The sequence below is a fragment of the Pacificimonas sp. ICDLI1SI03 genome (assembly GCF_054740865.1).
The window spans coordinates 1983949-2008718 of record NZ_JBSQAU010000001.1 but is presented as its reverse complement, the minus strand read 5'-3'; the positions used below and the strand labels follow the sequence as shown (position 1 = coordinate 2008718).

General features: G+C 61.6%; 21 protein-coding genes and 1 tRNA gene. 16 read left to right on the top strand and 6 right to left on the bottom strand.

Features of this window, described 5'->3' with window-relative positions; genetic code table 11:
• Positions 1-94 precede the first annotated feature (94 nt).
• Together ACSMXM_RS09745 and lepA are read right to left on the bottom strand one after the other, a co-directional pair.
• Positions 95-1081, bottom strand: a complete 987-nt coding sequence (locus tag ACSMXM_RS09745; protein WP_460315755.1) for a diguanylate cyclase domain-containing protein — start codon at positions 1079-1081, stop codon at positions 95-97.
• 128 nt (positions 1082-1209) lie between these two features.
• On the bottom strand, positions 1210-3015 hold the full coding sequence (gene lepA / locus ACSMXM_RS09740) for a translation elongation factor 4 (protein WP_460315754.1): 1806 nt from the start codon (positions 3013-3015) through the stop codon (positions 1210-1212).
• A 288-nt stretch (positions 3016-3303) separates the two neighbouring features.
• Here lepA and ACSMXM_RS09735 point away from each other — a divergent pair, with 288 nt between their 5' ends.
• The 12 genes from ACSMXM_RS09735 (at position 3304) to ACSMXM_RS09680 (ending at position 10676) form a co-directional block, all read left to right on the top strand.
• Positions 3304-4014 (top strand): PEP-CTERM sorting domain-containing protein, encoded by a 711-nt coding sequence (locus ACSMXM_RS09735; protein ID WP_460315753.1) that lies wholly within the window; start codon positions 3304-3306, stop codon positions 4012-4014.
• Positions 4015-4271: 257 nt separating this feature from the next.
• A complete protein-coding gene (locus tag ACSMXM_RS09730; protein WP_460315752.1) occupies positions 4272-5006 on the top strand; it encodes a PEP-CTERM sorting domain-containing protein in 735 nt (244 codons plus the stop codon).
• A 217-nt stretch (positions 5007-5223) separates the two neighbouring features.
• Positions 5224-5787: a sigma factor-like helix-turn-helix DNA-binding protein gene (locus ACSMXM_RS09725; protein ID WP_460315751.1), complete on the top strand. Its 564-nt coding sequence runs from the start codon at positions 5224-5226 to the stop codon at positions 5785-5787.
• A gap of 84 nt (positions 5788-5871) precedes the next feature.
• Positions 5872-6258, top strand: coding sequence for a hypothetical protein (locus ACSMXM_RS09720; RefSeq protein ID WP_460315750.1), 387 nt, complete (start codon positions 5872-5874; stop codon positions 6256-6258).
• 56 nt (positions 6259-6314) lie between these two features.
• Positions 6315-6773, top strand: coding sequence for a hypothetical protein (locus ACSMXM_RS09715; protein ID WP_460315749.1), 459 nt, complete (start codon positions 6315-6317; stop codon positions 6771-6773).
• A complete protein-coding gene (locus tag ACSMXM_RS09710; RefSeq protein WP_460315748.1) occupies positions 6713-7348 on the top strand; it encodes a JAB domain-containing protein in 636 nt (211 codons plus the stop codon). The genes ACSMXM_RS09715 and ACSMXM_RS09710 overlap by 61 nt, the downstream gene beginning before the upstream one ends.
• Positions 7345-7953, top strand: coding sequence for a hypothetical protein (locus ACSMXM_RS09705; RefSeq protein WP_460315747.1), 609 nt, complete (start codon positions 7345-7347; stop codon positions 7951-7953). The genes ACSMXM_RS09710 and ACSMXM_RS09705 overlap by 4 nt, the downstream gene beginning before the upstream one ends.
• A 59-nt stretch (positions 7954-8012) precedes the next feature.
• A complete protein-coding gene (locus ACSMXM_RS09700; protein ID WP_460315746.1) occupies positions 8013-8366 on the top strand; it encodes a hypothetical protein in 354 nt (117 codons plus the stop codon).
• Positions 8367-8493: 127 nt separating this feature from the next.
• Positions 8494-8584, top strand: a tRNA-Ser gene (locus ACSMXM_RS09695).
• A 152-nt stretch (positions 8585-8736) separates the two neighbouring features.
• Complete coding sequence (locus ACSMXM_RS09690; protein ID WP_460315745.1) at positions 8737-9897, top strand: tyrosine-type recombinase/integrase; 1161 nt, start codon at positions 8737-8739, stop codon at positions 9895-9897.
• A 14-nt stretch (positions 9898-9911) separates the two neighbouring features.
• Entirely contained in the window at positions 9912-10391 is a 480-nt protein-coding gene (locus ACSMXM_RS09685) for a hypothetical protein (protein ID WP_460315744.1), read from the top strand.
• Positions 10392-10502: 111 nt separating this feature from the next.
• Positions 10503-10676 carry a helix-turn-helix domain-containing protein gene (locus ACSMXM_RS09680; protein WP_460315743.1) on the top strand — a complete coding sequence of 58 codons (174 nt, stop codon included), beginning with the start codon at positions 10503-10505 and terminating at the stop codon, positions 10674-10676.
• 1783 nt (positions 10677-12459) lie between these two features.
• Here the strand turns inward: ACSMXM_RS09680 and ACSMXM_RS09675 are convergent.
• On the bottom strand, positions 12460-13485 hold the full coding sequence (locus tag ACSMXM_RS09675) for a zinc-dependent alcohol dehydrogenase (protein WP_460315742.1): 1026 nt from the start codon (positions 13483-13485) through the stop codon (positions 12460-12462).
• 306 nt (positions 13486-13791) lie between these two features.
• On the opposite strand from ACSMXM_RS09675, the gene xth reads away from it, so the two are divergent.
• Both xth and ACSMXM_RS09665 read left to right on the top strand, forming a co-directional pair.
• Positions 13792-14571: an exodeoxyribonuclease III gene (xth, locus tag ACSMXM_RS09670; protein ID WP_460315741.1), complete on the top strand. Its 780-nt coding sequence runs from the start codon at positions 13792-13794 to the stop codon at positions 14569-14571.
• 449 nt (positions 14572-15020) lie between these two features.
• Positions 15021-16901 carry a hypothetical protein gene (locus ACSMXM_RS09665; protein WP_460315740.1) on the top strand — a complete coding sequence of 627 codons (1881 nt, stop codon included), beginning with the start codon at positions 15021-15023 and terminating at the stop codon, positions 16899-16901.
• Positions 16902-16959: 58 nt separating this feature from the next.
• Here the strand turns inward: ACSMXM_RS09665 and ACSMXM_RS09660 are convergent, their stop codons facing one another.
• The 3 genes from ACSMXM_RS09660 to ACSMXM_RS09650 are packed head-to-tail and all read right to left on the bottom strand — an operon-like array spanning position 16960 to position 22258.
• Positions 16960-19827 carry an AAA family ATPase gene (locus ACSMXM_RS09660; protein WP_460315739.1) on the bottom strand — a complete coding sequence of 956 codons (2868 nt, stop codon included), beginning with the start codon at positions 19825-19827 and terminating at the stop codon, positions 16960-16962.
• Positions 19824-20417, bottom strand: coding sequence for a hypothetical protein (locus ACSMXM_RS09655; protein ID WP_460315738.1), 594 nt, complete (start codon positions 20415-20417; stop codon positions 19824-19826). The genes ACSMXM_RS09660 and ACSMXM_RS09655 overlap by 4 nt, the downstream gene beginning before the upstream one ends.
• Complete coding sequence (locus tag ACSMXM_RS09650; RefSeq protein ID WP_460315737.1) at positions 20414-22258, bottom strand: ABC-three component system protein; 1845 nt, start codon at positions 22256-22258, stop codon at positions 20414-20416. The genes ACSMXM_RS09655 and ACSMXM_RS09650 overlap by 4 nt, the downstream gene beginning before the upstream one ends.
• 309 nt (positions 22259-22567) lie before the next feature.
• Here ACSMXM_RS09650 and ACSMXM_RS09645 point away from each other — a divergent pair, with 309 nt between their 5' ends.
• Complete coding sequence (locus ACSMXM_RS09645; protein ID WP_460315736.1) at positions 22568-23296, top strand: GIY-YIG nuclease family protein; 729 nt, start codon at positions 22568-22570, stop codon at positions 23294-23296.
• 271 nt (positions 23297-23567) lie between these two features.
• On the top strand, positions 23568-24734 hold the full coding sequence (locus ACSMXM_RS09640) for a GGDEF domain-containing protein (RefSeq protein WP_460315735.1): 1167 nt from the start codon (positions 23568-23570) through the stop codon (positions 24732-24734).
• Positions 24735-24770 lie beyond the last annotated feature (36 nt).

Sequence of the window (24770 nt, the reverse complement as noted above, 5' to 3'; positions counted from 1 at the left end):
AATGCGGCGGGTGGGGACGCCATTTGCGGGGCGGCGGACGCAAGGCCCCGTCTTCGGGATACGGGTGAGGCAACGGTCGTACGGGGCTCGATCCTCAGGCGCGGATCAAGGCGGTGCGTTCGTTTTCCTTAGCCGCGTAAAGTGCCCGGTCGGCCGCAACGAACAGTGCGTGCGGATCGAGCGCCTCCGCCTGGGGCGCGAAAGCAAGGCCGACGGAGGCGCTGAACGGCAGCAGGTCGCCATTCCAGGGAACGGGGCGCAGAAGATCGGCAAGCATCAAGCGCACTTTCGCCTCAGTTTTGCTGCGCGACTCAACGGGCGGCAGCAAAACCGCGAATTCGTCGCCGCCGATGCGAGAGATCAGGCGGGCCTGCGGGAATGCCTTGCGAAGGCGGTCCCCCAGAGCGACCAGACATGCATCTCCCGCGGCATGTCCCCACCAGTCATTGACCTGCTTGAATCTGTCCAGGTCGAACAGGATCAGCGCCCCGACCGTGGCGATGTTAGCGCAAACACTGGTCTTCTCCCCCGCCGCGACGTCCTGCGGCGGATTTTGCGCCTGATCCAGAAAGTTTTGAAATCGCGCGCGATTAGCAACACCGGTCAGCGGATCGCATTCGGCCTGTGCCCGCAACGCCTCCCAGCGTGCGCGATCCTCACTTATGTCCTGCTTCATACCATAGAGAGTTTCCGCGCGGCCATGCCTGCTGTTCACGGCCGCGGTAATGCGTATCCAGCGCTCGGTCCCGTCGGGACGAACGATCTGGGCGTCGAGAGAGAAGCCGGAGCAGGTTGAGATAGCCTGCGCGCGCTTCCGCTCAAGCAGCTCGCGCGATTCCTCGCTATAAAGGTCGATCATGGCCCTGCGTTCCGGCGGGCGCCTGCTGCACAGGCCGAACATGCTAAAAACGCCATCGGTCCAGGTGAGTCGTTCGTTGGGCAGGTCGCAGGAAAAGGCACCCATCGGAAGGAGCGAAGCAGCCCGGTCGTAAAGCTCAAGCGGACAGAGCCCGGCCTCCTGCGGCAGGAGTGGACTTGCCTCGAAAGCCGGCCGTGCAGCGATCTGGTTCATCGATTCCATATTTCGCGTGAGAGCTCCCCTCCGAACCAATCATAGGTTAATGCAGAACGCTATCTCATACCAAAGTAAATGAGGCGTTTATGGCGTAGAAGCCGTAGCGGGAGCGGAACCTGATCCCGTCATCCACCCTACTCCTCACCCATCCTCAGGGCGGCGATAAACGCCTCCTGCGGGATGTCGACATTGCCATATTGTCGCATGCGCGCCTTGCCGGCCTTTTGCTTTTCCAGCAGCTTCTTTTTTCGGGAGATATCGCCGCCATAGCATTTTGCGGTGACGTCCTTTCGCATCGCGCTGATGGTCTCGCGCGCGATGACCTTGCCGCCGATCGCCGCCTGGATGGGGATTTTGAAGAGATGCCGGGGGATCAGCTCCTTCAGCCGCTCGCAAAGACCCCGGCCCCTGGTCTCGGCGACAGAACGGTGGACAACCATGGACAGCGCGTCGACAGGTTCTGCGTTAACGAGGATGTTCATCTTCACAAGATCGCCTTCGCGATAGCCGATCTGGTGATAGTCGAAGCTGGCATAGCCGCGGGAAATGCTCTTTAATCGGTCGTAGAAATCGAACACAACTTCGTTCAGCGGCAATTCGTAAGTGATCTGCGCACGGCCGGCGACATAGGTCAGATTCTTCTGAATGCCGCGCCGGTCCTGGCACAGTTTCAGGATCGCGCCGAGGTAATCGTCGGGGACGTAGATCGTCGCCTCGATCCACGGCTCCTCCATATTGGCGATCTTCACCGGCTCCGGCATGTCGGCGGGGTTGTGCAGCTGTTGCGTGCTGCCATCCGTCATGTGCACACGATAAACGACCGAGGGCGCCGTGGTGATCAGGTCGAGATCATACTCGCGTGTCAGCCGTTCCTGAATGATCTCAAGGTGCAACAGGCCGAGGAAGCCGCAGCGAAAGCCGAAGCCCAGCGCAGCGGAGGATTCCGCCTCCCATTGAAAACTGGCATCGTTAAGGCGCAGCTTGCCCAGGCTCTCGCGCAATTTTTCGAAATCGGCCGCGTCGATGGGGAAGAGGCCGCAGAAAACAACGGGCTGCACCTCCTTGAAGCCGGGGAGGGCCTTTTCAGTGCCCTTCTTCGCATCGGTGATGGTGTCGCCGACGCGGGTCTGTGCGACCTCCTTTATCTGCGCGGTGACGAAGCCGATCTCGCCCGGGCCGAGTTCGCTAAGATCGGTGCGCTTTGGCGTGAAGCAGCCGACGCGGTCGATAAGGTGCGTTTCGTCCGTCTGCATGAAGCGGACCTGCTGCCCCTTCTTTAGGCGCCCCTCCATGACGCGAACAAGGATGACGACGCCCAGATAAGGGTCGTACCAGGAATCGACGAGCATTGCCTTTAACGGCGCGTTTTCATCGCCGCCCGGCGGGGGAATACGCGTAACGATCGCCTCCAGCACCTCCTCTATGCCCAGGCCGGTTTTGGCGCTGGTCAGGACGGCGTCGTCGGCAGGCAGGCCGACAATATCCTCGATCTCCGCCTTTACCTTCTCAACGTCCGCAGCAGGCAGGTCGACCTTGTTGATGACGGGGACGATCTCATGATCATGCTCGATCGACTGATAGACGTTGGCGAGCGTCTGTGCCTCCACCCCCTGCGCAGCGTCGACGACGAGGAGGGCGCCCTCGCATGCGGCAAGCGATCGCGAAACCTCATATGCGAAATCGACGTGACCGGGCGTGTCCATCAGGTTCAGCTGATAGGTCTCGCCGTCCTTGGCGGTATAATTCAGCCGGACGGTCTGCGCCTTGATAGTGATGCCGCGTTCCCGCTCAATATCCATATTGTCGAGGAGTTGCTCGGTCATCTCGCGCTGCGTGAGGCCGCCGGTCGTCTGAATAAGGCGGTCGGCCAGCGTCGACTTGCCATGGTCGATATGCGCGATGATCGAGAAGTTGCGGATATGGCTGAGCGGTGTTGTCATAGGGGCGCAGGTAGAACGGGGCGCGCTCGCGTGCAAGCTGGTGTGAGCGGGGTGGTCCGAGAGGATCACCCGTAGCGGGGCCGCAGCATGCAATATCCATTATTTATCAGCCGAATGGCGACTGTCGGGATTCTTTACATTTCACAAAGAGTTAACATAGCAAGACGCCCCTAACAGGCGGGAATCACGGGGTTTTGCGAGTCTGGCATGCGCCGTGCATGGCTGAAGGGCAATAACAGCATTGATTTCCCTGAATACCTTTCGGTGAATCTGTACAGGAGTAGTTAAATGACCACTTTCAAGACCTTGCTTGCCAGCGCCGCCGCTATTGGCCTTGCCAGCACCACCGGCGCGGCCGTTCTGCCGCTCGATGATTTCAACACCGCTTTCCCTGGCCAGCCGATCTTCACCGATGGTGCCGTGGTTTCGACGGGTCCGCAGGTAATTTCCGTCAGCGGAAACGACTTCACGCGGACGGCTTCGATTGAGGTCGACTTCAACTCGAACGGCTTCCCATCCGGCGCGCAGTTCCGCACTGACTCGGGCAACTTCGTTTATTCGAGCGATACGGGCGTCGCCGGGATCGTCACGCTGGACTATGATGTAGGTTCGACGTTCTTTGATGCTGCCACCACGGCAGGCACGGGCGCAATCCGCATTCAGGAACTGACTGCTGACCGTCCGCGTACCTACAGCTTCGCCATCAACGGTGCCGTGCAGGATACAATCGTATCCTTGATCGACACCGAACTTGGTTTCCCGGCTGTCTATGAGCTGACGTTCGATACATCTGCTCTGACCGGTTCCGATACCCTGTCGCTGGTCATTGACGCCGGTGCGGACGAAAGCCTCGGCGATGCCCTGGATCTCGAACTCTCGATCCTCGACATTCGCTTGCCGGATGCTCCGATCGAACAGGTTCCTGCTCCGGGTGCCCTGGGTCTTCTCGGTCTCGGAGTGCTCGGCCTCGGCCTGGCACGTCGTCGCAAGTCGGCCTGATCATTTTACATACTCACCTTAGGGTGAAACGCGGAGGCCGTACCTTTCCAAAGGTGCGGCCTTCGTCGTGTTTGTAGCAGCTCCTGATCACCTCGTTGAACGTGCGCAGATCCTATTGTCGGAAATTTTTACAGTTTTTTAATATACTTAACGACCCGAAACTATAAGACGTTGAAAATTAGATAAAAAACCTTTCTGGCATCGCCCTTGCTTGGTTAACACAGGGGATAGTATTTTGTAATCAGTAAGGATTTTGTATGAGTAAGCTTTCAACCCTCCTCGCAGCGTCGGCTGCGGTCGTTGCGGCAACCGGCGTCAGCGCTGCTGTTGTAACACTCGATGGCTTCGACACGCCGTTCGACCCCAACCCGCTGGCAACCAGCGGCTCGATGGTCACCTCCATGACAACGATTTCGACCGGCGGTAACACCTTCGACCGGACCACCACGCTTGAGGCCGACCTGAACACCAATGGCCCGCCCAGCATGGCAAGCGTTCGCACCGATAATGGCAGCGCCGTCTTCTCGAACGATACGGGCGTCGCGTCCATCCTGACGTTCTCCTATGACGTCGGCGATACGTTCAACATGGCACAGACCGGTGCAGCCACGGGCTCCCTGCGCATTAGCGAGCTGACAGCAGACCGTCCGCGCACCTATACGTTCAGCATCAATGGCGTTGAGCAGTCCTCCTCGACGCAGCTGATCGACACCGAGCTTGGTACGCAGAACGACGTTTTCCTGACGTTCTCGACGGCTATGCTCACGGGCGATGATATCTTCACGATCGAAGTTGATGCGGGCGCAGAAGCCGATGCTGCCTACCCGGGCAGCCCGTCCAGCCCTGGCGATGCGCTCGATCTGGAACTCGCCATGTTCGATATCGAGATCCCCGAGCTTCCGCCGGTTGACGTACCCGCACCGGGTGCCCTCGGCCTTCTGGGTCTCGGCCTGCTGGGCATCGGCCTGAGCCGTCGCCGCACCGCTGCATAAGCGTAAAGCGACGGTCCGGATCGATCCCGGACTTATAAAAAAGGCCGTCTCGCAGAACGCGAGGCGGCCTTTTTTATGTCGTGCAACGCGACATTCCGCGCGCCTGCCTGCCCTGCTACCAACGGATCGTGACAATGGTCGGTAAGGAGGACCAAGGAGGATTGATGCCCGTCGGTTCATTCCCCTCCCTTCTGCGATCTGTTAAGGGCCTGGGTGCATGGATCAGGAAAGAAATCGGCATCAGGCGGCACTGGCAAGCCTGAACGACGGCCAGCGCGAGGCATTGCGTCTGGTTTTTCTGCACATGTCATCAAAGGATATTGGCCGGGAACTGAAGGTATCCTCCCATACGATCGACAATCGCGTGAAGGCCGCGATGCAAAAGCTGGGCGCATCAAACCGTTGGGAAGCGGCAAGAATCCTCGCAGAAGACGAAGGCGCAATCGACCCGGATAAGGACTACCGGCGATTGGTCGACCAACCGCCGGTAGTCGACGAAGCGCCTGTTCCTCCCCCAATCCCTTTCCCAGCCGGTCATGTGGGCCGGTTGGAACAGGAAGGAGCGGGCGAACGGAATTTTCGTGACGCCGCGGTCTCCATCGGCCCGGAACTTGGGCGATGGTCGACAAGCCAGGTGCTGCCCTTGCCGCACCGCCAAGGCGAGCCGAACCGCATGACACCCATGGCCAGGATCGCCTCGATCCTGGGTATCGCACTGGCAGGGATCATTGCATTCGGTGCGCTGGTATCCGCGGTTCAGTCCCTGGGACAGTTGCTTTAGCGTCACGCGAAGGTCGGTTCATCCGCACCTCTCCTCTTTCGCAATCGAAAGCCCGCTGTTGCTGCGGGGGGAGAGAATAGCATTATGTTGAACCAACGCATGGCCGCCGCACAGAAGGTCGCCGACCGCCTGTTTTCCGCAGAAGCCGCCCTCGATTCCGCCCTTGCCGAAGTGGCGCAACTGACGGCTGCGGTGCCGATCGCCCGCGCAGAAGCGGGCCTGTCCGCCATGTTCGGACAGGATGCACTCCAGGCGGCGCAGGCGGCGGTAACCGCGCTGGTCGATGCTCGCGGTAAATTGCTCGAGACCCACCGTCAGCTGGACAACACCAAGGACCAGATGGGCCTCAGGACCAAGATGTTCGGTGGCGGCATGCCGAAACCCGAACCGTCCGGTGCCCTGCCGCAGGCTCAGCCGCAGCCTTCCTTGCCGTCGCGCCATCTGACGGTCGTCACGTCGGACGCCGCCTGACCCTGAACGGTTTGCATTGTGTCGCTACCTAGCCGCCGTGCCGGTAAGGTGGCGACATGATCTACCAGTTTTTCTTTCCCGCGCTTTATTGGCTGGCCCTGATCATATGCGGAATTTACGTGTTAAAGCGCGGTGGATCGCTGGAACGGCGCGTGCTGTGGCTGCTCGTCTGCATGTCGGTGCTCAGCGTGCTCGTCAGCATGATGGACGACAACCGCTTTCACTCCACAGGATACGGGTTGCTGGCGCTCGACCTGCTGCTTCTTGCGATACTGATGCGCATCGCCCTGACGAGCGCGCGTTACTGGCCGATATGGGCGGCGGGCTTTCATATGATTTCCGTGATAACGCATTTGGCGGTCATGGCCGTACCGGATCTGGTACCGACGGCCTATGCGCTGGTGCAGGGCCTTTGGGCTTACCCGGTCTTTGCCAGCCTGGCGCTGGGAGCGCGATGGGTGAGCAGGGGCTGGGTACCGGACGAGACGTTGAGGCGGAGGGGCGCGCCCTTCTAGCGCATTTATTTCGCTTGGCCGGTCATGCGGAACCGGACAGCCTCGCAGAACGCCTCGTCAGGTCGGCTGGCGGCGTTGCCGCGGCAATCACGGCCGATATGCCGACGTTGCCGGGCCTAGAGGACCGTGCCAGCCTGGAAATGCTGACGACGGTTCGTAGTGTCATGACGCTCGTCCTGCGTAAGGAGGCGATGGCGGGTGCGATCCTGTCGACCCGGGAGGCACTTCTCGATTATCTGCACGCTGCGATCGCGCATCGCGCGTCTGAGCAACTGGTGGCACTGTTCCTGGACGCGAGATGCCGTCTGATTTCGGAAGAGGTGCTGGCGCGGGGCGGTCCCAACACCGTCGACGCCTATCCGCGCGACCTTTTCGCACGGGCGCTCACGCTCGGCGCGCATCGTATTATCCTGGCGCACAATCATCCGTCTGGCGATCCTTTGCCTAGTGCAGAGGACATTGCCATGACCAAGCACCTGGCGGCGATCGGTCGTTCACTGGATATCGAGGTCGACGACCACATCATTATAAGCCGCACCGGCTGGTCCAGCCTGAAGGCGGCCAACCTGCTATGAGGGACCGACGGTTACCCCCGCCGCACCAGGATACCGGCCTGGTCATAGATACAGAGGTGCTGACCAGCGCATTGTCGGTGATCATGTCGGCGTCGATTGCAGGTGAGCTTGCACGCAGGGCCATCCGCGACATCGGGTCGCTGCCCGCCGTGCTCGGCAGCAGCGACCGGAGGCTGGCAAAGGCGGGTTTCGGGAAGACGGCGATCATCATGCTCCGTACCCTGAGCGTCGAGATGAGGCGAAGCCTCGCCACCGCGCTGCGTCACGACGGCGTCGACCGGGATGGCAGCGTGTTTCGCGAATATGTGGCTCTGTCACGGGCGGCGTTAAACCCCGGAGAGGCAAGCCTTTTCCTGTTCGATAAATGCCAGGCGCTGACTGCTGACATCGTCTGCCGATCCCGAGATGGGCACCGCGATATGCCCGTCTTTACAGAGATTGCATCCCAGGCGCGTGCTGCCCGGGCACGTTCCTTCATGCTGCTGCATCGCAGTCCGGCTGGGGCGCTCACGCCCTTTCACAGTCGCCTCGCCATGTGCTGCGTTGCCGCCGGATTGGCCCCTTATGTGCCCGAAACGGCGCCTGTTGCGCCGTGGTCCAGCTAAGTCTCCGGAGTATAGCAAATCTAGGGGGCAGACAGGTTCGATATATGAGGCGGCGTCAGATGGCGAGCGAATTCGATTACGGCATTGCACGTCAGTATTTTGGGGCATGTTCGCCCCAGCATCTGATCCAGATTATTCGCGCGGAAGCGCCGATGACGCTGCATCGTGCGGCCAACGCGATCCCGGATGAGGAAAGCCGGTTTCGCATATGGCTGGCGGCATATGCCTTTGGCAGCATCCTCGACCCGCGTCTTCTTTTGTCGGACGTGCGATATATAGCGAGGGCAGAGGCGCTGATCGCCGTCCACCAGCGCTTGTGGCCGCCCGCCAATGGCCGGGCAGGCGATGCGACGGTAAACGGAACCACAGGACCGCGCCGACCGGGTAGGCCGCGCTTCGGGCGCACCGCGTGAAGGCTTGCCTGTCGGGGCCGGGGGGGGGCGCTTTTCAAAACGATGACCGCACAAGCGTCCGCCAGGTCTGTTTTGGGGTGGTTTTGCGTCCACCAAGGCGCTAGAGCCGCCGGCTTGCCAGGTAGACGGAGCGGTGGCCGAGTGGTCGAAGGCGCACGCCTGGAAAGTGTGTATAGGGTATCCCCCTATCGTGGGTTCGAATCCCACCCGCTCCGCCACTGGCCGATTTCAGGCTGTCCGCCATTGTCCGCCATTGTCCGCATTTATCCACGTTTCCCTAGGGGATAATCACCGCTGACGTTTGTCTCTGTTCGTTGACACTCACCCGCAACCGATACAAAGTGTGGGGAGAGATGTTGGGACAGATCCGATGGGAAAGCTGAACGCCGCGAAGGTGCGGGCCCTAAGGGAACCAGGGCGTTATCAAGACGGGCGTGGTCTGATGCTGGACGTGAAAGCGTCAGGATCGCGCAGTTGGGTTCTGCGCCTGCAAAGCGCAGGTCGCCGACGAGATTACGGGTTAGGATCCCTAGAAGATGTCTCCCTCGCCGAAGCGCGGGAGGCCGCAGCGGACTATCGGCGGCAGCTCCGCGCCGGGGTCGATCCTATTGCCGCTAAGGAGAAGGCGAACAACGTCATCCCCACATTTTCAGCCCTGGCGAAAGCCGTGCATGCGGAACAGCAACGAGGATGGAAAAACGGCAAGCATGGGGCTCAGTGGCTCTCTACGCTTCGCACATACGCATTTCCAACGCTGGGAGATATGCTGGTCTCTGACATCGAGGCGGGGCAGGTGAGGGACGTTCTGAGCAAGATATGGCTGGAGAAGCCGGAGACCGCCAGACGTGTGCGCCAGCGCATAGGCACCGTATTGGACTACGCCTATTCAAAGGGGTGGAGGGACGCAGAGGCGCCCATGCGGTCCATCACGAAGGGCTTGCCGCGCCAGCCTCGCAAGACGGGTCATTTTGCAGCCATGCCCTATGAGCAGGTCCCCGCATTCATGGAGATGCTGCGTTCGCAGCTGAGCGTGGGACGTCTCGCTCTTGAGGCGCTCATCCTGACCGCAACAAGATCAGGAGAGATTCGCGGCGCGTGCTGGTCAGAAATCGATCTCGATGCAAGGACCTGGACCGTGCCAGCCGTCCGGATGAAGATGGGCGTAGAGCATGTCGTGCCGCTCTCTGAGGCTGCACTGGACGTTTTCCAGAGGGCTGCGGCGGTAAGGCGCGCCGGAACCGATCTTGTGTTCCCAGGTGCTGTCCGGGGGAAGCCACTGTCGGACATGACGCTGCTGAAAATTCTGCGGGATCAGGATCTGAAATTCACGGTCCACGGATTTCGGTCGAGCTTTCGTGACTGGGTGGCAGACAAAACTTCCGTCCCTGGAGAGGTCGCCGAAGCGGCTCTCGCTCATGCTACGCCGAACAAAGTTGAAGCGGCATACAAACGGACTGTCTTTTTAGAAAAGCGTCGAGAGTTGATGGGAATATGGGGAGCATACATTTCAGCAAATCAAGGAAATTTATGATGGTGGAGAAATGTATGAAGACGCCTTCACGAACGCCTTTGGCTTTGGAGTATGCGATCCGGGACATGATAGGGAAGTTCAAGGACCCGATCGAAATCAACAACAAATTGATAGCTCAAACTCTTTCCGAGGTTGCGCTGAATGAGCAACTGGAAGGCAAGGAGCGAGCATTGCTGGTTAGTTTAGCCCGGTGTTTTGAAGGAGATGACGAAGGGTTTCAGTTGCGTATAAAATCAAAACGAAGAGGCCCACAAAAGCTCCTTCACGATCACCTGGCGGAGTTTCGGCGTCACATGGAAATTTCTCAGTTTGTCGAGATTTTGATGGCGGAGGGAGGGAAGAAGGAAGCAGCGGTCGCAGAAGCTCAAGCCCAGTTTAGCTTAAGTCGAGCTAAGATTTTTGATGCTTTAGAAGACGTGAAAAGTGCGCGGGAAATGAGAACGATTGTGATGAAGATACAGAACGAAAACCCTGAGATTTTCCAAAAGTCTTGAGATTTTGCACAAATACGTGGACTGCAATCTCCTAGCTTGAGAATACTGATCGTGATTATTCGTTTCTGTCCGTGATTACATTCCGTGTAACTGGCAGAAAGGACTGAGAAAATGGAACAAGTGCTCTGTTCCATTCCTGAAGCCGCCGAGGCTCTCGGGATTGGACGATCAAAAGCTTATCAGCTTTTAGAAGCTGGAAAATTGGAAACAATCACCATTGGGAGGCGACGGCTTGTACGAGTAGCGAGCGTCAAAGCCTTTGCCGAGAAGGAGGGACAGTCATGACCCTCAGGAAAGGCAAAAACCCCGGCGCGGCTGGCACCGCGCGCGGGGTCAAGTCTGTTGGCCAGGAAAGCTCAACGCCTTCTCATACTGCTGTGCCGGGGCGATGTCAGCCCCCGCCGCGGGGCAAGGCGCGATCGTTCCGGAGCGAGGTTCTGCTCACTCTACCAAAACGCAGAGGTGAGGAGCTGCGCGTGGAGGAGTGCTGGCTCAAAGGCAGTCACTTCCTCAACTTCCGCATCTGGTATGAGGAGGGGGAGGAGATGATGCCATCTCGGCGTGGCGTCACCGTGCCCTTCAAGTGCATACCCGAGCTGATGGAGGCATTGACGGGTCTTATTGATGGCCCGGGGGCCCTTAGCGCCTCCTAGGAGGTCTTAGCTGGGCGAGGGGGCATCCTTCCAGGATGCCCCCTTTTTTACCTCTCAAACTTGAAACTTACGAAAAAGGGCCGCCTCATGTCCCTGTCGAGCGTTCGGACTGCTGCCCAAAGTGGCGAAGAGCCCAATGACTCCGATAACGGCACAGCCTTTGCAATTAAGGTTAAGCTACCTAGTGGGGTGCCATCCAACCAGAATATCCCCACCGGGTCCTGGGGAGGGGCACGCAACTCCGCAGGTCGCGCGAGTAAGTTCATAACTCTGCAGCAGGCTCAGAATGTCCTGAACGCTGCGCGTCATTCATTGGTGATCGGCCTTCCCTTCACTCGCCACACGACCATCCATTGGCAGAAGCTGGGTGTGCCCGACCATCAGGCGGCACGTGCAACGGGCCGCTATGTGAAGCGCATGTCCGACTGGCTGCGAACGCTGGGTCATGAGTTGTCTTGGATATGGGCGCGCGAGAACGGTCCTGGGGCAGGAAGTCACGTCCACATACTCTACCACCTACCTAGGTCCCTCGACCTCGGCTCTCGTCCTCGTAAATGGCTGCGGGGCATTTCCAAGTCGGGATATCGCAAGGGGGCGATCCGGACGGACAGGATAGGAGGACATGCGAACACGGCGATCACCTCTCCAAAGCTGTACCTCGCCAACCAGGAAGCTGTGCTCGGCTATTTGCTCAAGGGTACCCACCCGAGCGCTGCGCACGTCCTGAAGCTAACGTCCGTACGTCCTCAAGGGGTCATCATAGGAAAGCGGGTTTCCACGTCCGAGAACATCGGACGAACCGCCAGGGCTCGCAGACAACGGCTTAAGAAACGCGCGTGATAGAGGTCCGTCTGACGTCTCACGATGTATGGCGGAAACTGGCGGACATAACGCGTATGAGCCCACCCCCACGTCTAGAGGTGCTTCCGTTCGCAGTACGCGCGAGGCACTGCCAGGACGAAAAGGAGGTTATGCGAACTGTTGCCGGCACCTCCTCTTGGTGTCTCATCGAACTAGGACTCCTAGGGGGGATGTTGGCACCGGTGCTGGAGCGTCATTTACCGCTCGGCATGAAGCCTCGGCGGCCGGTGGAAGGTGTTCGTTTCCAAGTAGGGGGGCAGCCTCGCGCGCGCATACGCGCGTACCTGTGGGCAAAACGAACGTCGCGCGCCCTGACCACCGGGCGGAAGGACCACCTCGTTCTTGCTCGGAACTGCGTACGTCCTCCCCCCAGCCTCGCGCGCGCACGCGCGCGCTCGTTACGGAAACCGACGGGGGACAGCGGTCCGGTCATTGAGGGTGCGTGAAAACCGCGGCCGTTCACCAAGCCCTTCGGGCGGCAATGATCGCTGGCGCCATGGGTCAGTTGGGAAAACCGCCGATGACCATGTCGACGGCCATGCTCAGGACTCTGCTCAGGAGAAGGTAAGCATCACCTTCGCTGCCTTGCCAGGATCGGCCGCAATCGAGAGCGCTTCATGAAACTGGGCAAAAGGAACGCGATGGCTGATCATGGGAGAGAGGTCGATCTTACCCGCTGCCATCATCTCGATTGCCTCGCCAAACTCCCGGCTGCGACTGTCGGCGATGGAGCCGGTCATCAGGATCTCGTTGGCCATCACCTTGAACAGGTCGATCGCGACCGGCTTCTTGTAAAGGGCGATCACGGCGATCCGCGCGCGATATTTGGCGATTGAGATGACCTCTTCGAGCGCTGCTGCCGAACCGGCGGCGTCGATGAACACGTCCGTCTCTGCATAATGAACGCCGAAACGATCCCCCTGCCCATGCGTGCGGATGAGAGCCTCGCCGATAGGCTCTTCATTGACGTTGACGCAGACGGTGGCGCCGAGGGACCGCGCACGTTCAAGCCGCGAGTGTTCTCGGTCGAAAATGGCAATGTCCTGCACGCCCCGGTGGCGCAGCATCGCCACGGCGCATAGCCCGATCGGGCCGGCGCCGAGCACCGCTACCCTGTCGGTGGCCGCAACTTTGACGAGGTCGATGCCGTGAAGCGCGACCGATAGCGGTTCGGCCAGCGCCGCTTCCTCCGCCGAGATGTGGTCGGGCAGGGGAAAGAGCGTCGACCCCACCTTCGCCTCGGTCACCAGGATGAACGGGGCCATAGCTCCTTCGGGGCCGCCACCGCCGATAAATCCGGCATCGGGGTTGACCGCAACGCGGTCGCCCGGGCGGACCTCTGTAACGTCCGCCCCCACCTCCACCACCCGGCCGGCAAATTCATGGCCGATCGGCAATGGCTGCGAAAGCGGCATGCCCCCGCCGAGCCCGCCCTGCGCGATGTATCCCAGGTCGCTGCCACAGATGCCGCAGGCGTCCACGGCCACGACGACGTCCCGTTCCTTTGGGCGCGGCATAGCGATGTCGTCGAGGCGCACGTCTCCGGCTCCATGAACCCGTGCCAATTGCATGGTCTGCATTTTCTTTTCCCTCCCCGAGTTCGTCGGATCGTTCTTGCCGTGCTTTGCGGAAGAAACCCTCCTCATTAATCACAATCGATATACCGAACGGCAGAAGTAGCAAGTGAACGGTCGCGCGCCTCCCTAATCTTGGCGCAGTGACCTGCTGCCAAACACCGAACGCGGCGGAACTCAAAATCGCTACGAGCGTCCTTGAACCATGTCTGCAAGACGGGGAGCAGTGGTGGTGATACGTGAGTGTGCGACACCGCGCTCCGACCGCGACCGCCTTGGTGGCGGTGGCAGCTCCGGTAGATTTTCGCGTTCGTGAAGATCGCGACTTACAACGTGAACGGTGTCAATGGCCGGCTTCCAGTGCTGCTCCGCTGGCTTGAGGAAGAAAAGCCAGACATTGTTGCCCTCCAGGAGCTGAAGGCGCCTCAGGAGCGGTTTCCTGAAGCAGCCATTCGAGATGCCGGCTATGAAGCGATATGGCATGGGCAAAAGAGCTGGAATGGGGTCGCTCTGCTCAGCGGGGTCGGTGAAATCTTCGCAACACGGCGCGGCCTCCCCGATGATCCAGATCCTAAGCAGAGCCGCTACATTGAGGCAGCGATCAACGGGGTTATTGTCGCCTGTCTCTATCTTCCCAACGGGAATCCTCGTCCGGGTCCGAAATTCGATTACAAGCTCGCCTGGTTCGAGCCGCTAATCGATCATGCGGCTGACTTGTTGGCCAGTGGAGCACCTGTGGTTCTGGCGGGTGACTTCAACGTCATTCCCACGGAACGCGACGTTTACAAGCCGGAACGCTGGCTCGACGATGCACTCTTTGCTCCAGAGGTGCGCGCCGCGTACTTTCGGCTTCTCGATCAGGGATGGACGGACGCACTTCGTTCAAAGTACCGCGAAGAGAAAATCTATACATTCTGGCACTATTTCCGGAACGCCTTCGACCGAGACGCAGGGCTGCGTATCGATCATCTGCTGCTGAGCCCAGCGCTCGCCGATCGGCTGGTTGATGTGCAGGTCGACCGCCATGTGAGAGGCTGGGAAAGGAGCAGTGATCACGCTCCCACCTGGGCCGAGATAGCGCCCGCAAAATAGCAATGAGAGGAACGATCTGAGCGGGCACGCTTATAATCCGTCCGTTAGAAAGGGTTTACAGAGAGGGTGTAACCCAACGCAGCCGTCCTGGCGTCGCGGCAATGTCATTGGTGACTTAGCGGCAGTCCACCAGGACTGAACTTTAACCTTTATCGAGGCTTGAGATCCTCTCAATGGAAACAGCAAGCATCACTGTGGCATCTAAACTGGAAGTGGCAGCTTTGCGCCCCAATGCCGGTCATTGGCCGAGCGGACAGCCAATCCCAAAAGCCGACATCGCGAAAGCTGCCGCTTGCGAGATGGCATCGCGTTGAATAGCCAAGCCAACTTAAGTTTCCGCCGCCAAGCAGATGTGGGTCGCATTCCCGAATGCCTCGCGATGGATGAAGGGCAGCGCGCCCGAATTTTCGAATATGGCGCCGAAAGAGCGCCGCCTGCTAAATAGACACATGACCAGACCAATCTTCCCACCCGACACCGAGTCCCGGGCTGAACTTGATGCGCTTGCCGCCAACATGATCTCTGAGGCGACATCCACCGAAAGCCCAAACATCATCTCGGCGACCGGCTTCGCACGTGAGAATATTTCGATTCTGCACCAGCAGATCCGTGCCACCAATCTTGCTTGGGCGCTGGGCTGGACCAAGCGCGTTGGCCCCGGCGACACCGTCGCGATCGTCGGCGGCTCGTTTTCGGGGATGATGCTTGCAGTCATCCTGGCGCTGGTCAACGCTGCGATCGTGCTGGTGTTCGAGAAGGAGGACGCGCTGTTCGCGCGGTTCCGCGACAAGGGGCACCGGCATCTTTCGACCAACTTGAACTCGCGCGCGCTCGGCAAGAATTTCGACCCAAGCGGGTCAAGCGCCGAATACCGCCCGCCGATCTTCGCCTGGCCCGCCGGCCGGGCGAGCGACGTTGCGGCATTCTGGATCGGTGAATATCTCTCCACCTTTGACCAGGCCCTGCCGATCTTCGTCTCGCGCGGGACCGAAGTCCGACGCGAGATGATCAAGAGCGGGCCCGGCGGCGGGCTGGAAATCGACTTCTCGCTGGACAGCCCGCATCTCGCGAAGGTCCCGGTCGACCTGCTGATCGACGCGACCGGCTTCGGCCCTGAGGCCAACCCGCGTGGGGTCATCGATTATAGCTATTGGGAAGCCGGCCACCGGTTGATCTACGATCATCTCGTCACCCCGGCGTCGGTGCTGATCTCGGGCTGCGGCGACAGCGGCGTCATCGAGGCGCTGCAATACGCGATGATGGAATTCAGCCATGCCCAAGTCGAGGCCTTGTGGCCGATCGGCGGGGGGCTCGATGCGGCGATCGATGTCGGCTTGGTCGGCGCGCGGCTCGATGCGGTGTTCCGGAATGACGGTATCGACCGGTTCGACGCCCCGGTCCCCTCCGAAATCATCTGGTGGCTCGATCAGCGCACCAATATCGAGCGTAACCCGACCATGTCCTGGCCATATAGCGGAGAGCCCTGGGCGCGGCCGATCCTCGACGCGATCGAAGCGGCGCTCGCGCCGCATTACGCCATGTTCGCATCCGGCGGCGATATCGCGCTGGCCAGCTACGAAACGCTGGAAGCGTTCGTCGAGGCGCTATCGTTCGACGCGCAATTCGACGCCCGTGAAGCCGCGCGCAAGCTTGGCGACGTATGGATCAGCCGCGGCATCGAGGCGCTCGCCAACGATATCGACCTGCCGCCAAATATTGACGTGATGCATGCGATGGCGCGGCCTGGCGTCGAGATCATCCTCAATGGACGCACGCCCACGCCCTATTCGCGCCAGCTCTCGCCTTACAATGTCTGGCTGATGCGGTTGCTGCTGTCCTTCCCCTCGGTGCGTTATGTCCAGGGCGAGATCGACTCGGTCGCGCAAAATGACGCGCGGCGGTTCGATGTCGCCTTCAAGGAAGGCACCAGCCTCACCGTCGATCGCGCCGTCACCCGCTACGGCCCGTCACCCGGCGGCTCGGCGCTGGCGACGGGGTGTCACCGCGACACCCAGGGCGGCGACTGGCTGCTCAACTGGCCCGTCTATCTGGGCCACGACCCGGCCGACCCGAAGAAGGGGCGCTACATCAATGCGGCCCGCGAAAATATCACGACGGCACTCGATGCATTGGATGCCCGCCCGACCGCCACCCACGATATCAGCAAGCGGATCGTAACAGGCCGGATCATGCTCGGTCCGAAATCGATGCCGGAAGGCGACCCGGTGCATAGCGATCCGCTGCCTTGGCTCGCCGCCGAGCTTCGCGCCGGGCGCCACCCCGGTTTTGCATCGGACGCTGATGTCGAGCGGATGATGACGCGCCGCTGATACACGCGTGCGGTAAATTCTTCGGCACGGTCCACGTCGGCTACGATGTCGAAATGGTTTAGCTGAGAGGATAGATGTTTTTCAGGTCAACCCCGCTGCGGCTGTTCCCATCCAGCTCGATGACGCTGAGGGGCCGCACTGGCCCTTCGGCCGTTTCGACGCTGTCTATGCCGGCAAATTTCTCGATGAGATGACGCGCCAGGGCCCGGCTCGATGTGGTGATGACAAGGTTCACCGAACGGCTTTCCTCGAGCACCGTGGCCCGCAGAATGTCGAGCAGGCCGACGCGATTGAGGTCGTCGAGATGGGCCACCGGCTCATCGAGGAAGAACGTCCCGCCGAGGCTGCGCGCACGGGCCAGGAAGAGGGCAAGAGCAAGGTCCTGTCGCTGTCCCTGGCTGAAGTCCTTGCCCGGATCGAGCTGTGCGTCGCCGGCATGCGCCAGCCAGTGCAGGAATTCGCTGTCCTCGCCGAGATTGATGCGATCATAGACGCGGTTGGCGTGCATACGCGCGAACAGCGGGTTCACCACCTTGGCAAGATCCTGGACCTGCCGCTTGCTGATCGTGGTATAGGTATCCTGGAACATCGCCTGCGCGCGCGTCGCAGCGGCAATACGCGCCGTCATCCGCGTCTGCTGCTCCAGCGCGGGTTCAATGGCGGCTCGTAGCGAGACCAATTGCGCACGGCGCGCTTCGGCGGTCCAGGCGGCTCGCGCGGCTTCGATATGCGCCTCCGCGCGGGCGAGTTTGCCCTGCTCGTTCGTCAGCTCCGTCTTGAGCTGTGCAAACGCCGCCTCGCTCCACGACTGCTCCGGTGCAGCGACGTCCCACAAGGCCTGAAGTTCGGCCAGCTCGCTTCCCTTCGCCGCCAACTGCTCGCGGCAGTCCCGCAGTTGCTGCTGGATTCCGGCATATTCCGCGCGCAGCCGATCCCGCAGGGTTATCGCGTCCTCGCTGTCGCGGGCCAGTCCCGCCAGCTGCAGCTGCAACACATGATCGCGTGCGCCGATCTGAGCCGAGACGCGTTCGACCAGGTCGGAGAGCGGTGCCTCGTCCGGGAGCAATTGCGCTGTGTCGATGGGAACCATGGGACGCGCGATCGCGATCTCTTCGTCAAGCGCAGCGAGCGCGTCGGCGATTTCGAGGCGCACGCGCTGCAGGCCCAGTTCGCCGGCAGAAACCGACGCCGGCAGCCCGGCACTCTGCAGCGAAAGTGCGCGGCGTTCCGCAGCGTCCGCAAGCGCTGCACGCTCGCGGTCCAGCGTCGCAAGCCTGGCATTTGCCGCCTGCGCGGTCTTGAGCTTCTCTGTCGCCATTCGGGCTGCTTGCGTCGCAGCCCGCGCCACCGCGTCGGCCTGGCTTGCAAGCTCGGGGATAGTCGCAAGGGCCGCTGCGATCGCATCGCGTAGCGCATCCGCGGTCTGCCAGTCATGCGCGCAGACTGGACAGCTGCTTGCCGTATGGCCATGATCATGCGCGAGCAGGTCGCGCGCCGCCGATTGAAGCCTGGACAAGGGTGCAGCTGCGACGTCGCGCTGCTGGTTCGCAGTTGCCGCTAAGCGTTCCGCATCGGCAGCCTCGGCCCGCAAGGCAGCGAACGCCGCTTCGGAGACCGTGGCCGCACTGGCAGCCTCGCGCTCGACGTCGAGCAGACGCATCCGTTCGGCCTCTCGGTCAGCCTGTTCCAAACCGGAAGAAATGGCAGTCAACAGTTTGCGGCGCTCGGCGCGCGCATTGATGGTCCACCCTGTCTCAGGCAGCCCGGCGCGCAGAGCGCCAAGCGTGACGGGGACAGGATCGAACACCGGTGCCCGGTGTAGGATCGAGAGCATCGCGGCGCCCCGCCGCGCCAGCCGGTCGCCAGCCGCCGCGAGCGCCTGACTCGCCGCGGTGACACTCTGGCGTTCGGATTCGCTCGCGGCGACCTTGGCAGCAGCGGCCTGACCGTTCGTGCCCATCTCGGCAAGTTCGGCATCGAGCTTCAGCTCTGTTGTCTTTGCGGCGGCAACGGCCTGCTCCAGCGCCGTGCGGCTGGTGCGACGAACCTCGACCGCGCTGAGGGCATTGCGCCGGCGCTCATTCTCATGCCGGCCGCGCCGTTGCAGCGCCGTCAGCGCCTCCAGCCTATCGGGGAATGGCGCATTGGAAGGGGGCATATCCGCAGCCATCGGTTCGAGCAGGACCTCGGCTTGCGCGGCCTCGCCGATCGCCGACGCCGCCGTCGTAGTCGGCGACGTAATGCGCTTGAGTTCCTTTTCGATCGCGTCGGCCTCGGCCGACCGTTGCTGGGTTAGCTGAACTTGGGCGCGCAGCCTCGACGATAGCTCGGCCGCATATTTCTCGAACTGCCGTTCGGCGTCGAGCAGATGCCGGATCCCTAACAGGTCGGCAAAGACCTGCGTGCGCCGTTCGATCGTTTCATCGTCCGTATCGACCAAGGCGGCCAGCGCCTCCGCACTCAAGAACCGGGTGCCCTTGAGCCAGCGCTGACGCAGGCTGATCGCGGTCAGGTGATGGGCCTCATTGGCAGCGGCGGCCGGTGCCAGCAGCGCTAGGAGATCGTTCGGCCGCTGCGGCACAATGAGCCCGTCGATCTCGAACGCGGCCGGGGATTGGCTGCCCTCGGCGATGCGCGAAAGTTGATAGGCTTTTCCGCCGACCCGGACACTGGCAGCGACGTGGGGTGCGTGCTCGAGCCCGGTAAACTTCGAGCGCAACACCTCGGCGTCGAAATCCTTCTTGTCCTTCAACCGGTCGACCTGGCCTGTCAGCAGCCACTCCGCCGCTTCGCACATTGTTGTCTTGCCGGTGCCGTTGGGCGCGAACACCAGCGTCAGCGGCGCGCGCAGATCGAACTCGAGCACCTCCCCGATTCCGCGAAAGGCACCGACCGTGAGCGACGAAAGGCGGACCCCGCGCGTCATGCCGTTTCGTCCTGGATCAGGGTCGCCGGCAGGCCCAGCGCGGCGAGGTCTTCCCACACCGCCTGAGCTTCACTGTCGATCTTGGGCCACACCAGCTCACCACCACTCGACGGCATCGTGTCGGGTAAACCGACGACGGTTACGTCGGCCACGCGCAGCCACGTACCCGCAGCCTCATCGGGATCAGCCTCGCCCGCTGGCCAGATCAGGTGCTTGCGGCAAACCTGCGACGACAATTCGAGGCGCCGAACGTCCTCACTGGCATCCGCTGCCGGTGCGGCCGGCAGCGCAAGCACAAGATAGCCGTCAATCGGCCCCCGCGATTGCGCCTCGCCGCGCACGAGCATCTCGTCGAACCAGCCTTGTCCCTCGCGGGCGGCCGCAATCACGCCGGCAGCATCGCTCGCACCGCACGGCCACAGGACAAGTCGGGCATAGCTCGATGTCCACAAAGTCGTCCCCGCCGGGACCGCATGCGCGCCCGCCGCGACGGGCAAGCCAGCTTGCTGCAACCCAACCTTCGCGCAAAGCTCATCGACCTGCGCCACCGCGAGGTCGAGATTTCCGGCGGCAGGCTGGATATCCGTCATTCCGCACCATCCTCGGCAAAACATGCGTCGATCTGCCCGAGCAACGCCGCAACGCGCCCGGCATCGGCGCCTTCTTCGAAATCGGCATAGACGTCCGCGACGTTGGCGAGGCCGAGACTCGCAACCCGCCGCAGGTTCCGTGCCGCGGTGAAGTCGTCCGCGCGGGCGGCGAGCGATCCGCCTGCGGCCAGTTCGGCACCCGACGAAGGCGCGGTGCTGATATCGTCACGGCGGTCCTGCGGGATCTCGCCCGCGACCAGATCGCCGTTCGGTCCCGCGCCAAGCACGATCAGATCCGGATGTTCGCCGCCGGGCAGCATGCGCCATGCGGCAAGATCGCGCCGCATCGCCAACCGCGACTTGTCGGGCGAACGCCAAACCAGCAGATGCTTCGCATTCGCCAGCCGCAATTGGCCGGTCAGCTTGGGGTTGGCCTGCCAGGAGATTCCGTCGATCGACTTGAGTGTGGCAACGGCGTGAATACCAGCCTTGAACGCGACGCTCGTCTCCGCGACGTGGAGCCTGTCAGGATCCTGCGACCGTGAGGGAGCAACCCCGCTCAACGTCGCATCGAGCAGCGCTTCCGGCGTCGGCGCTGCCGTCGCATGCAGCTGCTCGACGACCAGGTTGAGACCAAGCTGCAGGCGCGGCGCCGATGTGGCAACCGGCGGATAACGGCGCAGGAAGCGCGCAATCTCGCCCGCCGCGGGCGGCGGCGTCGGGCCGTTAAGTGTGGCAAGCCCGGCATCGCTAATCGGGCAACTCATATTGCCCCGCCAGGCGAACTTGCCCTTCACCGGCGTGAACGGTCCCCAAGTAACATGCCCGGTGGTCGCGCAGGCTTCTGTAGCCCGGACCACACCGCCCGCGATGCCCATATCATTGAGCGCGCGTACTGCCGGCAGATCGTCCTGTCCCTTGGGCAGCGCATCGAACGGAACATAAAGACCGCTCAGACTGCGCCATTTGTCATGGGCTTCATCCGCCTTCGGTGCATCCGCAGCGATGTTGCACAAGGCGACTGCTCCCGGCCGCCCGGCGAGCACCGTGTTGAGCAGCGAGTTCACCGCGGCGACCCAGTTGACGTTGTACCCGCTCTGCAGCAGCGATCCGACCACCAGCGCGGGTCGGTCAACGGCAGTCGCTTCAAGCGCGTGCACGATCCGCGCTTGCGGCGAGCCTGCATTCTGTGCCGCCGGCTGCAGCAGATCCGCGCAGATCAGCGGAAAGATATCGACGTCGCCGAATGCGAGATGGAGGATGGCGCGGCCTTCCTGAAGATCGGGCAGGTTCACAGCTTCGACCGACTGCTCCAGCACATTCTTGAGATAGACAATGCAGTGCGTGGCCTCGCCTGGCGCATGCAGCCAGCACCATCCGCCATTCAACCGCTGGATATCGCTGATCGCGCCCTCGGCTTCGCGCCAGCCAAGGTGGCGTTGCGTGGCTTCACCGGCGCCTGCGGCCTGCCAGTCCAGCACCGACTGGCCGATCGTCGCGCCGAAACCGGCCAGCAGGATGATCGGACGCGTCGCCGCGCGAACCAGCGCGTCGATCTCGGCCCAATCGCCGGACCCGAATGTAAATTCTGGAGCGACGACCAATACCGGATCCGCGCCGGAAATCATGCGCTGCAACGCCGGCATCGCATGGTCCGGCCCCCCAACCAGCAGATCGCGCACCGTGCCGATCGCCAGAGGCCGGGGATGATCGCCGTCGACCGCGACCGCCGATGACGGCAACTGCAGCAGACAAATTCCGAGGCGGCTGGCTGCCAACAGCGAAGCCCCGACATCGACCCGCGTGACGCGTTCAGAAAAAAGGAAAGTGACGTCGGGCACTTATTAGGGTTACACTCGCGTTTTCGGGAGAATGATCCTAGCGCGAAAGAAAACCTGCGTCATGCGTCATTGACGTTGGATTCACATACCAGAGCGGCACCGGACATCAAACGCGCATAAACGGCAGCTATAACGCAATGTTGATTTAGAAGCCGTCAGTCCGGTGTCGGCCCAGGGTCGGCTTTCCGACGATACCACGGACCCGAATTTACAAGCCTTGCTCTATGGTCGGTCAACACCGATCACGGCGGCTATTGTGATGACAGTCGACTTCATGTCAGACCGCGTGGACTGAGAGGGACAGGGAGCATGAGCCGCGAAATTCATCAGAAGTGGGGCTTTGGAATGGCCCCACCTAAGCCAGAGGCACAGGCGTTAAGGAAACGGGCGGCCGAGCACCTCATGGCATTTCTCGATGCCGATGCCCGCCATGACGACCTGCCGGACGCCCTCAGCGAGGTGAAAGGATTATTCTCCCGCGTAGCTCGTCAAGATCAATGGGACTGGTTCAGTACCAGCCGCGCCCTTGGTTATCCCTCAGCACGGATGGCAAGGGTTGTTGCCGAATCGATTGGCGCGGCACGTCGAGCGTTCGTCCGTGGCGATACTGACCTCCTGCGTGAACAATGGTCGTTGCTGCGCCGCCTGCCATGCCGAAGCTGTGTTCGCGTCTTGCTGGGAACCGCGCATATCGCTGACGAAGAGGGAGCCGGCTGGATCTATCTCTTGTCCACCCGCGAAATGCCTGATCTTCTCAAGATCGGCATGACGACCCGGTCGGTTGAAGAGCGCCTGCGCGAAATCAATGGCGCAACCGGAGTCGCGTTCCCCTTCGGCGTCCGTCGATGCTGGCGAACCCGCGATCCGGCCTCCACCGAGCGTTTAGTGCATGAGGCACTTGCAGAGCATCGTGTGCGTGCCGACCGCGAATTCTTCCGCGCGTCATTTCGCGAGGCTGCAAAAATCATCGACGGTGTTCTTGGCAGGACGCAGCTTGAACTGCGCACACTCGACAATCTAGTAGTGGTTGGCCGTTAGTGGTCGGCAGCTGACGCCGGGTCAACGTCAGCTATTACCGTAACCGGTTCTGAACCGGACATTCGTCTATCGGCCCCGAAGACGCCGCTCAGCAAGGCGCCTTCTTTGCGGACTGCCGTCCGACCGCCCGTATCGGACTCAAAGCTGGGAATGCTGCGAAGCCATCGCCGCGCTCCCGATCTTTGAGAAATTGGCTCGTGAGGCAAAGCGACGGGTTAGAGGCCATTAACCGTCATGGGGTACACGCCCGGTCAGGGGGACTGCCGGTTTGATGCCTATGACGATAAGCCTGGGATACGTTCATGTCGCCATTTACGGCTTCATGGCGGTGCTGTGCGTGACCTTGTTCCTGTCGTTCCAGCGCAAGCCGGCGCTGGCATGGCTGACCGCGAGCCTGTTCATCGCCACGGCAGAGGTGCTGTTGTTGGGTAGACTGGCGTCCGAAGTCGCAAAGCTGGCGCTGGCGCTGTGCTGTGTGCCGTTCGCCTATGCCTGTGTCGGGCAAACCACGCGCCATCTGTATGCGCAACGCCGAACCCCGCCTGCCTTCCATGCCGTGATCGCTGCGACTGCGGTCGCCGGATTGGCGGCGCTGTCGGGGGGCCTGCCCGCCATTGTCGCCATCCTGATGTTCAATCTCGCCTGTGCCCTGGCCGTTACGGAAACGCTGTGGCGCATCGCACGCGCGCCCGTTCTGCGTCCGATCGATCGGACGCTTTTTGTGGGCATGACCGCCACGGGTTTGGTTTTCGCTGTCCGACTGGTGTCGTACCCCTTCCTGTTCGATGCGCATCGGGGCCTGGCCGCGATAACCGGATCGGACATCGACCGCGCCCTGCTGGCCCTCAACGGATTGCTGGCCGGCCCGATTGTACTGTTGTTCATAGCCAAGCTCGTCGCCGGGATCATCGCTGGCTATCGCGACCGATCCGAGCGCGATCCCCTTACCGGGCTGGCCAATCGCACGGCTTTCGAGCGGCTGACGGTTCAGGCGATGCGCGGCAACGGAGCGCTGATCCTGTGTGACCTGGACCATTTCAAACAGGTCAATGACCGCTATGGCCATTCCGCCGGCGATGCGGTGCTGCGCCGCTTCGCCGCCCTGTTGCGCGAAACCGGGCTGGATGCGGCACGGATCGGTGGCGAGGAGTTCGCCCTGATTGCCGCAGAACGAGGGGAAATCGAGGCGACGTTCATCGCCGAAAAGCTGCGCCAGCAGCTTTACAATTCGCATTTCGAGACAATCGACGCGGACCATGTGCTGACGGCCAGCTTCGGCGTCGCGTGCTTCCAACCGGATTCGTCTTTGCAAAGCCTGATCGATCAGGCCGACAGCGCCCTTTATACCTCGAAGAACGAAGGGCGGGACCGCGTTACGTTGCACACCCCCGACGCAGTGCCACAGACTGAGCCGCAGCGGGCGCTGGCGGCGGCCTGACGCCGTAGCTGTGCAACACCGAGACAAACGGCTGCC